The 12,718-nt window shown below is 58.8% G+C and carries 10 protein-coding genes; 2 read left to right on the forward strand and 8 right to left on the reverse strand.

Annotated features, from left to right (window positions below):
• From ACTJK5_RS22065 to ACTJK5_RS22090, 6 genes are all read right to left on the reverse strand, one after another.
• Positions 1 to 1,462, reverse strand: a 1,462-nt coding sequence (locus tag ACTJK5_RS22065) for a methyl-accepting chemotaxis protein (RefSeq protein ID WP_440613269.1), incomplete at its 3' end; no start/stop codon positions are given.
• A gap of 634 nt (positions 1,463 to 2,096) precedes the next feature.
• Complete coding sequence (locus ACTJK5_RS22070; RefSeq protein WP_440598783.1) at positions 2,097 to 3,017, reverse strand: SMP-30/gluconolactonase/LRE family protein; 921 nt, start codon at positions 3,015 to 3,017, stop codon at positions 2,097 to 2,099.
• Between the two features lie 33 nt (positions 3,018 to 3,050).
• The gene (locus tag ACTJK5_RS22075; RefSeq protein WP_440598782.1) at positions 3,051 to 3,998 is read right to left on the reverse strand and encodes an ABC transporter permease; all 948 of its coding nucleotides are present in this window, start codon (positions 3,996 to 3,998) and stop codon (positions 3,051 to 3,053) included.
• The gene (locus tag ACTJK5_RS22080; protein ID WP_440598781.1) at positions 3,995 to 4,936 is read right to left on the reverse strand and encodes an ABC transporter permease; all 942 of its coding nucleotides are present in this window, start codon (positions 4,934 to 4,936) and stop codon (positions 3,995 to 3,997) included. The genes ACTJK5_RS22075 and ACTJK5_RS22080 overlap by 4 nt, the downstream gene beginning before the upstream one ends.
• Positions 4,933 to 6,396: an ATP-binding cassette domain-containing protein gene (locus ACTJK5_RS22085; RefSeq protein WP_440598780.1), complete on the reverse strand. Its 1,464-nt coding sequence runs from the start codon at positions 6,394 to 6,396 to the stop codon at positions 4,933 to 4,935. Before ACTJK5_RS22085 ends, ACTJK5_RS22080 begins: the two co-directional genes overlap by 4 nt.
• Before the next feature lie 91 nt (positions 6,397 to 6,487).
• On the reverse strand, positions 6,488 to 7,501 hold the full coding sequence (locus tag ACTJK5_RS22090; protein WP_062423601.1) for an ABC transporter substrate-binding protein: 1,014 nt from the start codon (positions 7,499 to 7,501) through the stop codon (positions 6,488 to 6,490).
• A gap of 293 nt (positions 7,502 to 7,794) precedes the next feature.
• Here ACTJK5_RS22090 and ACTJK5_RS22095 point away from each other — a divergent pair, with 293 nt between their 5' ends.
• Positions 7,795 to 9,033, forward strand: a complete 1,239-nt coding sequence (locus ACTJK5_RS22095; RefSeq protein ID WP_440598779.1) for a GAF domain-containing sensor histidine kinase — start codon at positions 7,795 to 7,797, stop codon at positions 9,031 to 9,033.
• A gap of 1 nt (position 9,034) precedes the next feature.
• The gene (locus ACTJK5_RS22100; RefSeq protein WP_062443644.1) at positions 9,035 to 9,757 is read left to right on the forward strand and encodes a response regulator transcription factor; all 723 of its coding nucleotides are present in this window, start codon (positions 9,035 to 9,037) and stop codon (positions 9,755 to 9,757) included.
• 48 nt (positions 9,758 to 9,805) lie between these two features.
• On the opposite strand, the gene ACTJK5_RS22105 is transcribed toward ACTJK5_RS22100, so the two are convergent.
• Positions 9,806 to 11,242: an NAD-dependent succinate-semialdehyde dehydrogenase gene (locus tag ACTJK5_RS22105; RefSeq protein ID WP_111849751.1), complete on the reverse strand. Its 1,437-nt coding sequence runs from the start codon at positions 11,240 to 11,242 to the stop codon at positions 9,806 to 9,808.
• Positions 11,243 to 11,476: 234 nt separating this feature from the next.
• Positions 11,477 to 12,664: an acyl-CoA dehydrogenase gene (locus ACTJK5_RS22110; protein ID WP_440598778.1), complete on the reverse strand. Its 1,188-nt coding sequence runs from the start codon at positions 12,662 to 12,664 to the stop codon at positions 11,477 to 11,479.
• Positions 12,665 to 12,718 lie beyond the last annotated feature (54 nt).

Consider the following 12,718-nt stretch of genomic DNA (forward strand, 5'->3'; position numbering starts at 1 on the left):
CCGTCTCGCCGGAAAGCGAAGAGATTTCAGCGGCGGCCGCCTGGCTGCGTTCTGCGAGCTTGCGCACTTCAGAAGCAACGACGGCAAAGCCCTTGCCGTGTTCACCGGCACGCGCGGCTTCGACAGCGGCATTGAGTGCCAGAAGGTCGGTCTGACGTGCGATTTCCTGGACGATGGAGATCTTCTGCGCAATGGTCCGCATGGCGACGACGGCACGGCCAACCGCTTCACCGCTGGCCTCGGCATCCTTGGAAGACTGACGCGCGATCTTCTCGGTCTGGGCCGCATTGTCAGCGTTCTGCTTGATGTTTGCGGCCATTTCTTCCATCGAAGCGGAGGCTTCTTCAGCAGAGGATGCCTGTTCGGTGGCACCCTGCGACAGCTGCTCGGAAGACGAAGACAGTTCCTGGCTGCCGGAGGAAACGTTGTCTGCCGCAGCGAGCGCATCGCCGACGACGCCGCGCAGGCGCTCAACCATCGACTGAAGAGCAATGCCGAGCGTGTCACGCTCCGACAGTGGCTTCGGAGTGACGGTCAGATCACCGTTCGAAATCTTGTCCGCAACCGTTGCCGTTTCGCGCAGATTGGTCACCATGTTCAGCATCGCGATGCCAAGCGTGTCCTTCTCGGAGAGAGGCTGCACGTCCTTTGACAGATCGCCAGCCGCAATCGTGCCAGCAACATCGGCTGTTGCACGGAGATTACGAGTCATTGTGTTAACGCGATCGACAAGGTCCTTGATCTCGTCGTTGCTACGGATCTGAACATTCTGCTCAAGGTCGCCCACAGCAATTGCTTCCGCTACCGTCATAACCTTGCGCAACCCCGAGCTGATACCCAGGGCAATCCAAAAGGCGGTGAGGACTGCAATGAGAATCGCTGCTACAGAGCATGAAATCAGCATAAATCTGGTTTGATTATAGTCGTCTGAAGCTACCTGTTTAGACTCCTGCAGTCGTGCCCTGTTCATCTGGACGCCTTCATCGAGCTTCTTCGTCAGGGCGTTGGCGGCGTCGCGTCCCTCTCCGGCAGAATAAGCCTCGGCAGCAGCGGTGTTTCCTTCGTCTATCAGAGCACGTACGCGATTGTCGCTGGCTTCGAAGGCTGTTGTGATCGTCTGCAGATCCGCCCAGTAGGAGCGCGTCTCAGAACTTGCCGTTGCCGCCATCTCATTCAAGAGTTCCGTGAGATGGGCTTTGCTTTCATCACCCACCTTTTTGTGTTGAAGCATTTCCGCAGGGGACTTCGCCAGGATCATGTTTTTCTGCGCCCGGATCGTCACAAGCGACAAGGCATTTATCTGGTGGACCTTGTCGAGACGAGGAACGGTGCCTTCAACCACTTCGTTCATCGCGTCTCTTGCTATGCCCAGGCTATAAATCCCATATCCTGAGGTGCCCGCTAGCATGAGAATGAGAAGACCGAAGGCGAGAGCCAGTTTTGTTTTGATGGTGAACCGCATATCAGACGTCCTTGAACGCGAGGTTATTGTCGAGAAGACACCAGGCCAGAGCCATTGGCTCGAGCTGTGGGTGGCGCCGACTGGAATGTTGAAGTGCGCAGCTAAGTGGGCTTCGGGATGAATACTATGTAAGGGTAGTCGTAGATTCCGCGCCCGTAACCCGGCACCAAGCAGCTAAGTGCTGAGGAAAGCCATTCAGTTAAGGTGGTTCTAGGTGCTTACGAAACAGCGTTGGAGGGCGGTTGATCGGGCTTATCGGCTGCGCAGGGCACAGACGCTAAGGCAGCAAAGCGACGTGTTTCGATCAGTGTGGTCGGCATGATTTTCTCATCGCATGAGAGTTAGAAACTCCGCATCGACCCTTCCAGGATGGTCGGCGCTCTCGGATCAAGCGGCATCTTTAAAGGAGACCCGTGCGCATCATGCGTGCGAGGAAGACAATCCTTGAAGGATTTCAAGGGTAGCTTTTGAATGGAATCAATTTATCGGTTTGTGGTAAAAATAACGTTACTGCTTTTGGCAAACAACAATTGTTGCCAGGAACCTCGCCCTCGATTTGAGGGCCGCGACGACTTCTTAAAAGATACCCTTGGTGCCCTAGTTGACCCAACGACGTCGATGACGCGGGCTGGCCTCACGGCGTTTGCGCACCCGTCGTCGCGAGATAAACGGAGTAAAGGGATTTGGTCGCCGTGATGAAGAGCCGGTTCTTCTTCGCACCGCCAAAAGTCAGGTTCGCCACCGTCTGCGGCACCTTTATCTTTCCAAGAAGCGTACCCTCTGGTGAGAAGCAGTGGACACCGTCGCCGGCGCTCGTCCAAAGGTTACCGGCCGTATCGAGGCGGAAGCCGTCGGGCAGGCCACTATCCAGGTGGCAGAACTCTTTGCCGTTCGTCAGCGTCTTACCATCGACCACGTCGAACACCCTGATATGACGCGGGCGTGAGACATCATGGCTGTAGGAGCTGTCGGCAACATAGAGTTTTGTTTCATCCGGGGAAAATGCCAGGCCATTCGGCTGCACGAAGTCGTCGACGGCGATCTCCACCTCGCCGGATGCAGGATCGATCCTGTAGACATTGCGGGTCTTCTGTTCCGGCTCGGATTTATAGCCTTCATAGTCGGAAAGAATGCCGTAGGTCGGGTCGGTGAACCAGATGCTGCCATCGGATTTGACGACGACATCATTAGGTGAGTTCAGCCGCTTGCCATTATAGCTGTCCGCCAGCACCGTGATCGAGCCGTCGATTTCGGTCCGCGTCACGCGACGGCCGCCATGCTCGCAGGAGATCAGCCGGCCCTGACGGTCTCGCGTATTGCCATTGGCGAAATTGGACGGCTGGCGGAAAACGGAAACTCCGCCATCCGGCACCCAGCGAAGAATGCGCTCGTTTGGAATGTCGCTGAAGAGCAGGCAGTTGAGGTCGGCGAACCAGACCGGTCCCTCGCTCCAGCGGCAGCCGGAATAGAGTTCTTCCAGTTCGGCGTTGCCGACGATCAGATGTCGGAAGCGGTCGTCGCGAATGTCATAAACGGAGCTTTGATCTTTGGTCATGGGCGTCAATCGGCTTGAAAGTGTTGCGTTGGTTCAGCGGGTGGCTTTGGGGCCGCTCGCCAGAAAAATCACGGAAATGATAATGAGGCCAGTGAGGATAAGGCGCGCGCCAGCACCGAACCCATAAGTGTTCAGCATCGAGACCACAAGGAACATGAAGAGCGATGCGCCCCAGATGCCCGGCACGTTGGAATCGCCGCCGGCAACGGCTGTGCCGCCGATGACGACCACGGCAATCGACATCAGGAGATATTCCGACCCCATGTTGAGCGCTGCACCGCCGGAAAAGCTTGCCAGAAGATATCCGGCGATGGCGGCGAGGACGGAGCAGAAGACGTAGGTGGTGAAGCGCGCGCCATCGACGGGAATGCCGGTCATGCGGGCCGCAAAGGTGCTCTGGCCTATGGCCGAAATCCAGCGCCCGTAGAAGGACCGGTCAAGCAGCACCCAGGCGATGACCGAAAGGAAAAGTGCAACGAGCGCCACATTCGGTATGCCCAAAGTACTGGAGATAGCGAAGTTAGCCAGTGTTTCAGGTGGTCTGATCCGCAGCCCGCGATTGGACCAGATCGCAATCGACTGAACGATGAAGCTCATCGACAGTGTCGCGATGATGGGCGGGATTCGTAAAAGCTTGATCAAGGTGTAGTTGCCGATACCCACCGCAATCCCGATGAGGATGGCGACGAGCAGTCCGGGAAGGATAAGACTGTCGGACACATCCATGAACTTTAGCGCCAGCGTGCCGGACAGCGTCATGGTGGCGGGGACGCAGAGATCGATATTGCCTGGCCCAAGCGTGATGACGAACATCTGGCCGATGCCGACGATGACCGAGAAGGCCGCGAATGTCAGCGCCGCATGGGAAAGCCCGAAGGAGCTTGCGCCGCCGGTGAACATCACGGTGATGACCCAGACAGCAACCGTCGCGGCAAAGGACCAGATCCACGGTTTTTTGGTGAAGGCAGCGAGGCGGCTCATTGGTTTTTCTCCCGCTTCTCGAGACGGTTGAGCAGAATGCGCAGGGCAAGCACGATGATGAGGATCGCGCCCTGTGCACCGATCTGCCAGTCTGGCGAAATGCGCATGAAGGACAGGAAAGAGCCCGCGAGCGTCAGCGTCAGAGCGCCGATCACAGCACCGATCGGGGAAACACGCCCGCCGACGAATTCACCACCGCCGAGAATGACGCCGGCAATCGATAAAAGCGTGTAGCGCAGAGCAATATTGGCATCGGCCGACGTCGTCAGTCCGACGAGCGCTATCCCCGAGAGGACGGCAAAGAAGCCCGCCAGTGCAAAGGTCGCAGCACGGATGCCGACCACCGACCAACCGGACCGCTCAACGGAGCGCAGATTGCCGCCGACGCCGCGCATCAGAACGCCGAAGGACGAGCGCATGACGATGTAATGGGCGACCACTGCGATCACGATGCTGGCAATGATGGCGACCGGGATGAATGGCGGCTTTGCCGTCATCAAGGCGCGCACGAAGGCGGGTGCCTGTCCACCAGGGGACGGCAAGATCAAAACGGCGAGACCACCCCAGACGAAGCTCATTCCGAGTGTTACGACAATGGAGGGCAGGGCGCGCAGGTGAATGACGGCGCCAAGCACCGCATAGACGGCGATCGCCGCTGCGAAAATGCCGATTCCGATGACGGGAGAATCCTGAAGAAATGTTGCGGTCACGCAGGCGCAGAAGCTGACGAAGGTGCCCATCGACAGATCAAGATCGTTGACGGACATGATCAGCATCTGCGCGATGGTCGCAAGTGCAATCGGCACCGCCAGATTGAACAGCAGGTTCATGCCCGTATAGCTCATGGCCCGCGGCTGCATGTAGAAGACCGCAATTAGCAGGAAAGCCAGCGACGCGGCGGGAATGACAAGGCGAAGGGTGTTGGCTGAAACTTTCATGGCTGCGCCTCCCCGGAAAAGGATGCAGCCAGCACATTCTGTTCGGTAATGTCGTCGCCGACAAGTTCTGCCTGTATGGCACCATCGCGGAACACATAGACGCGGTCACACAAGCGAATCTCGTCCATCTCCGTCGAGTACCAGATGAAGGTCCGGCCGTGCGCGGCTTCCGTTCTCAAGATGTCGTAGACCTCCTGTTTGGTGCCGATATCGACGCCGCGCATCGGGTCGTCCATCAGCACGGTGCTGGCGGTCGTCGCCAGCGCGCGAGCGAAGAGCACCTTCTGCTGGTTGCCGCCGGAAAGTGAGAGAATCTTGTTGCCCATGTCGGGGGTACGAATTTCGATCCGCTTCTTCCACTCGGCGCCGAGTTCGCTCTCACGTGACCTGTCCACCAATCCACCGGACGAAATGTCCCGCAGTGATGCGACCGACAGATTTTTAAGAATGCTCCAAAGCGAGAAGGTGCCGTTCAGGCTGCGGTCCCCAGCAACGAAGGCGAGGTCGGCCTTACGGTTGGGCAGCCAGCTGCTGTTCTTTGCCAGATAAAGATCGAGCAGCGCTTCCGTCTGGCCATGACCGCCAAGGCCGGCAAGACCAATGATCTCGCCGCGATAGGCCTCAAACGCGATCTCTGAACCGCGGCGTGGCGCCATGGAGAGGACTCTTTCACCGGACCGGACGCGGGCAGTCTTCTGCCTGTCCTGATCCTTGACGACACTGCCCATGGCTTCGACCAGCGTCCGTGTCGTAAATTCACCGGCTAGACGGTCCGCGACGACGCGGCCATCCTTCATCACGACAATGCGGGTGGCGGTCGACAGGATCTCACCGAGAATGTGGGAGATCAACAGCACCGAGCCGCCCTCGCGCACGAAGCGGCGCACATAGGCCATGAGTTGCTCCGCTAGACCTGCATCGAGCGAAGAGGTCGGTTCGTCGAGGATGACGAGCCGCGGCGTGTCCGGCGTGCGGCAGAAATTGATTGCGATTTCCACCATTTGGCGTTCTGCGATGGAAAGGTCGGAAATCGTCGCTTCGCAATCGATCCCGTGGCCTGGAAAGATGTCGTCGATGGTCTGACGTATCGCGGCAAGCGCGCGTCCGCGCCAGTTCCGGCCGCTCATGCCGGGATGCATGATCCGCACATTCTCACTGATCGTCAGGTTCGGGCAAAGGGATAGTTCCTGGAATACGCAGCGAACACCGCCGGCGCGTGCTGCCGAAATACCCTGCCTACCCGGTGCTCCGCCATAGGAAATCGTGCCCTCATGCGGCGTCAGGCCACCATTGATGACATTGACGATGGTGGATTTGCCTGCGCCATTGTGGCCAACCAGGCCAAGGCATTCGCCTGCGCGGATGATGAGATCGGCGCCGTCCAGTGCCTTGACGGCGCCGAAGACGACTTTGACGCCGCGTGCGGCGACGACTTCTTCCGTCTCGATGATGTCATTCATGAGCAAAACGCCAACGATCTGAAATGATGAAAAAAGGGATGGCCGCTGCGGCGACACGTCAGCCGCAGCGGATAGGAGGCGATCTTCGGCCTTACTTGCCGGCAATCACCTTCTGCGCATCAGCCTGGGAGTAATCCACGTTGGCAACGCCACCCTTCTGGGTGTTTTTCAGGTTCTCTTCGAGATTGTCCTGATCGATACGCAAGAAGGGAACGGTGAGATCCTTCTTCACATCCTTGCCGTCGAGAATCTGCTGTGCCACCCAGAAGGCGAGCGTCGAGACGCCGGGCGCAATCGAGACCGACATGGTCTTGTATCCGCTGGCATCCTTCTGCTGCTTCCACCATTGCAGCTCATCTTCACGGTTGCCCATGATGATGGTCGGGGTCGGGCGCTTGGCAGCGGCAAACGCCTGGGCAGCACCGTAACCGTCACCACCCTGGGTCACGACAGCCGCGATTTCAGGCAGGCTTGGCAGGATGCCGGCGACGGCGCGCTGTGCGACGTCCTGAGCCCAATCGCCATTGACCGAACCGGCGATCTTGAACTGCGGGTTCTTGGCAACGCCTGCGGCGATGCCCGCATGGATCTCGTCGTCGACGGAGACGCCTGCGAGACCGCGGATTTCAAGCAGGTTGCCGCCCTTCGGCATGGCCTTTGCAAGATAATCGATCTGGCTCTCGCCCATGGCCTTGAAGTCTACGGCGATGCGCCAGGCGCAAGGTTCGGTGACGATCCCGTCGAAGGACACGACGATGATGCCGGCATCACAGGCTTCCTTGACCGCGCCGTTCAGCGCTGTGGGAGAAGCGGCGTTGATGACGATCGCATCATAACCTTGGAGGATGAGGTTCTGGATCTGGGCTGCCTGCTCCGTTGCCTGGTTTTCGGCAGTGGTGAAGGCGTCCGCGGCTGCGACCTGCTTGTCGGCAACCGCCTGCTTGGTGATCTTGTCCCAGCTCGTCAGCATCGCCTGACGCCAGGAGTTGCCGGCATAATTGTTGGAGAGCGCGATTTTCTTCGCCGATGTATCGGCGTGAGCGGTGATGGGCATCGCGGCGCATAGGACAGCCGCCGATGCGAGAAGCATCTTTCTAAAAGCCATTGATTTTCCTCCCTGTGGCTTGCTCTTTCGGAGCCTGGAATATGTTTCGCCGCAAACCTTCCCCACGGCGGAAACGCAATTCCGTTGCACTGGAGCTCCTTTCCCCAGTAAGAGCTAAAATGACGAAGAAGGTTCGGCTTGTATAGGCGCATCACGGCAATCTTCGTGCGGACTTACGCACAAAGCTTGCGGGTTCCCGCAAGACGAAGAGCGTTGCGGAGCGCAGAATGCGAAACGGGCGCTTTCGATAGATCGCCGCCCGTCAGGGAAGATGCTTGGGAGGGCATCGGCACATGCTGGATAAACCGAGCAGCACGCTGTTTCACCACTATATGGGCATTTCGCGTCTGCTCGCCGGGCAGCTTGAATTCAACGCCATCATCCAGGCCGTGGCGACCGAGATCAGCCATATCATCCCGCATGACCACATGGATGTCTGCATCAAGCAGCTCGATGACAAATATCATATAGCCTATGAAAGCGGCCTTGCCAGTGCGTGGAGCCTCCAGCCTCCAGCGCTTCTGACGGGCAGCCCCATACGCTCGGTTCTGTCAGGGGAGGTCGATTATCTCCTGAGCGGGGACGCCTGCGCCGACCCACGCTTTCATTTCGACGGTGCGTTCTCCAGCCCGATCCACGAACTCGATCTGCACAGCCGTCTGCACGTGCCGATGAAGGTGCATGGCGATATCATCGGAGCACTCAGCTGCTCGTGCCATCAGTCCAACGCCTATACGATGGAGGATGTTGCCAATGCGCGTGCCGTTGCCGACCTTCTGGCGCCCTACTTCTATGCGATCCGCGCCGCCGAGCAGGCCAAGCGCTCGGCCATCGAAGAGGCGCAGGCCAATGCCCGGGAGGAGGGCTTGCGCCTCGGTGCGCTGCAACTGACCGAGGCACTGGAGGCCGAGCGTCAGCGGATCGGCATGGATTTGCACGATCAGACGTTGGCGGATCTGACACGGCTTGTACGTCGTGTCGAACGCATGAGCCACGCGACCGAAGTGTCGGGAGAAATGCTTGAGCCGGTGATGCGTAGCCTGCAGCAATGCATGCAGGATCTGCGCGGCATCATCGAAGAAGCCAAGCCATCCATCCTGCAGCTCTTCGGCCTGGTTCAAGCGATCGAAACCTATCTCGACAGGTCGGTGAGGGACAGCGGATCGCCGATCGACTGGTCTGTCTCCGATACCACGGACGGGCTTGTCGACAACCTCGATAACTCGGTCGCCGTCTCATTGTTGCGCATCGTCCAGGAGGCGGTCAACAACGCCATCCGCCATGCACAACCGACGAAGATAGAAGTGGTGCTATCGCAGGCGGATGACGCGCTGCGTGTCACCGTGTCGGACGACGGTTGCGGCGTTCCCGACGATAGCGGCTCCGGTGGAGGCCTTGGCATCGGCAACATGAAGACGCGTGCGCGACTGATTTCGGCGCATTTTCATCTCGGCCCCAACGCTCGGGGGACTGGCACCCGCATCACCCTGACCTTACCGACTGGGCTCGGCGAAAAGCCTGAGGAGGCATAAGATGGACGTTTTGATCATCGAGGACGATGTTCTGCATCGCGCCTATCTCAACGAAGCGGTGAGGGCGGCTCTGCCGGAATGTGGCACGGTACTGGAGGCGGAGAACGGTAGGGCAGGTGAAAAGCTGGCGCGGGAAAATCGCGCCGCCCACATCGTTATGGATTTGCAGATGAACGAGCGAAACGGCATCGAAGCCGCGCGAACCATCTGGAAGGAGAGGCCGGACACTCGCATTCTCTTCTGGTCCAATTATTCGGACGAAGCCTATGTGCGTGGCGTCTCCCGCATAGTGCCCGAAGGTGCCGCCTATGGTTACGTGTTGAAATCCGCCTCGGACGACCGCTTGAGGCTGGCGCTACGCAGCATCTTCATCGAAGCGCAATGCGTCATCGATCGCGAAGTCCGGGGGCTGCAGGAAAAGAGCCTCGGCAAGGCGCATGGCTTTTCCGACGCTGAATATGAAATCCTGATCGATATGGCGCTGGGGTTGACGGACAAGGCCATTGCACGGCGTCGGAACCTGTCGCTGCGCAGTGTGCAGAACCGCCTGCAGAGCCTTTACGAGAAACTGAACGTGCATCAGTCGACTGGTGAGGACGAGGCGGAAGGGCGATATAATCTGCGTACCCGCGCCATCACCATTGCCTACCTGCGCAAGCTTCTCAACTACAGTGCACTGGAAAGAGCCGAACGCGAGTTGGCCGAGTGGCATGGTGGAAAATGACGAAAGGCCCGGCTTTTTGGCCGGGCCTTCGAATTTCGATCGATATGATCAGTTCATCTGGCTGACGAAGCGGGTCTCGAGATAGGCCTCGACCGCTTCTGAACCACCTTCCGTGCCGTAACCGGAATCCTTCACGCCGCCGAAGGGCACTTCCGGAATGGCAAGGCCATTGTGGTTGATCGTCAGCATACCGGCTTCAACGCGCTGGCCGAGAGCGTGCGCGGTCTTCACCGAGCCGGTGAACGCATAGGAGGCCAGGCCAAAGGGCAGGCGGTTTGCTTCCTCGATCGCATCTTCCATCGTGGAGAAGCGGTTGACGATCGCCACTGGACCGAAGGGCTCTTCGTTCATGATCTTGGCGCTTGTCGGTACGTCGGTCAGAACCGTCGGCTCGAAGAAATTACCCTTGTTGCCGATGCGCTTGCCGCCGGTCTTCAGCGTGGCACCGTGCGAAACGGCGTCCTGAATCAGCGCTTCCATCGCCGGAATGCGGCGTTCATTGGCCAGAGGTCCCATGCCGGTGTCGGCATCCAGACCGTTTCCGATCTTCAGGCCTTCGGCATATTTGACGATGCCGTCGATGAACTTGTCGGCAATGCTATCCTGGATGAGGAAGCGTGTGGGTGCGACGCAGACCTGTCCGGCATTACGGAACTTGGCTGCAGCCGAGACTTCGACTGCCTTGTCGAGATCGGCATCCTCAAACACCAGCACGGGTGCGTGGCCGCCGAGTTCCATCGTGGCGCGCTTCATGTGCTTGCCGGCGAGTGCTGCGAGATGCTTGCCGACCGGGGTGGAGCCGGTAAAGGAAATCTTGCGGATGACCGGATGCGGAATGAGATACTCCGAAATCTCGGCGGGAACGCCATAGACGAGGTTGACGACGCCTGCCGGCACGCCCGCATCGGCAAAAGCGCGAATGAGTTCTGCCGGTGAGGCAGGTGTTTCTTCAGGGGCCTTCACGATGATCGAACAACCGGTTGCGACCGCTGCCGAAAGCTTGCGGACTACCTGATTGATCGGGAAGTTCCAGGGCGTGAAAGCTGCAACCGGGCCAACGGGGAACTTGATCGCCAGGTTGGAGACGCCGCCGAAACGCGCGGGAATGACCTGACCATAGGTGCGGCGTGCCTCTTCGGCGAACCAGTCGATGGTGTCGGCAGCGTTGTTGATTTCGCCCTTAGACTGGGCGATCGGCTTGCCCTGTTCGCGGGTCATCAGCCAGGCGATGTAATCGATCCGCTCACGCAGAAGATCGGCGGCCTTGCGCATGATCTTCGAACGTTCGAATGCGGAGGTATCGCGCCAGACCTTGAAACCTTTGTCGGCGGCGGAAAGTGCCAGATCCAGATCTTCCTTTTCCGCATGCGCGATGGAGCCGATGATCTCATCGGTCGCAGGGTCGGAAACGGCGATCGTTTTGCCGGAGAGCGCGTCGCGCCACTCGCCATTGATGAAGAGTTTAACGTCGGGGTAGCTGTGCATGTGAAGACCTTCGCGATTTTACCGACCGGCAGGGCGCCGGTGCATTTCGTTCAATCAGCAAATCGATTGCCGCCTGAAGCGGAACGGGATGTCTTCGGTAAACCGAAGACGGTGGTGAGCCTCTTATATTATTTCGCCCGGTCGCGGTTTCAACCGGTAACTTCTAAAAGTATGATTTATTTCGCATTGCAAAAGACCCGGTTTGGGACCGGGTCTTGAGGGTACGTGTGTGGCTCAAAAGAACGCCTGAAGGCCTGTCTGGGCGCGGCCGAGGATCAGCGCATGCACGTCATGCGTTCCTTCGTAAGTGTTGACCGTTTCCAGGTTCTGCGCGTGGCGCATGACGTGATATTCGATCTGAATTCCGTTGCCGCCATGCATGTCTCGGGCCTGCCGCGCGATGTCGAGCGCCTTGCCGCAATTGTTGCGCTTGATGATGGAGATCATCTCCGGTGCCATGCGATGCTCGTCGAAGAGACGACCAACGCGCAGCGATGCCTGAAGGCCGAGCGCGATTTCGGTCTGCATGTCGGCAAGCTTCTTTTGATAGAGCTGCATGCCAGCGAGCGGCTTGCCAAACTGCTTGCGGTCAAGCCCATATTGCAGCGCCCGGAACCAGCAGTCTTCCGCAGCACCCATCACGCCCCAGGAAATGCCGTAGCGTGCCCGATTGAGGCAGCCGAACGGGCCCTTGAGCCCGGAGACGTTTGGCAGCAGCGCGTCTTCGCCCACCTCCACGCCATCCATGACGATTTCGCCGGTGATGGAAGCGCGCAGCGACAGCTTGCCACCGATCTTCGGCGCGGAGAGGCCCTTCATGCCCTTCTCCAGAACGAAGCCGCGGATCTCGTTGTTATGCGCTTCGGATTTTGCCCAGACGACGAAGACGTCGGCGATCGGTGCGTTGGAAATCCACATCTTCGAACCGCGCAGACGATAGCCGCCCTCGATCTTCTCAGCGCGCGTCTTCATGCCGCCGGGATCAGAGCCGGCATCCGGCTCGGTCAGGCCGAAGCAGCCGATGAGCTCGCCTGAAACCAGACCCGGCAGATACTTGTCCTTCTGCTCCTCACAGCCATAGGCAAAGATCGGGTAGATGACGAGCGAGGACTGGACGCTCATCATGGATCTATAACCGCTGTCGATACGCTCAACTTCACGCGCGACAAGACCGTAAGCGACGTAGCTGGCGTCGGCTGCGCCGTATTTCTCCGGCAGCGTCACGCCGAGCAGACCGGCCTGACCCATCAGGCGGAAGAGTTCCGGTTCCGATGTTTCGGAGAGATAAGCGTCCTGAATGCGTGGGAGAAGTTCGGCTTTGGCGAAGGCGGCGGCGGAGTCGCGGATCATCCGCTCGTCGTCGTTGAGTTGATCCTCAAGCAGAAACGGGTCCTGCCAGTTGAATGATGCACGTTCGCTCACGATGAAGTCTCCACTTTTGTTGCTGCGATTATTGGCAATCGATCGTCGCCGGGC

The organism is Agrobacterium sp. 22094 (genome assembly GCF_052046015.1).
GTDB classification, from domain to species: Bacteria; Pseudomonadota; Alphaproteobacteria; order Rhizobiales; family Rhizobiaceae; genus Agrobacterium; species Agrobacterium cavarae.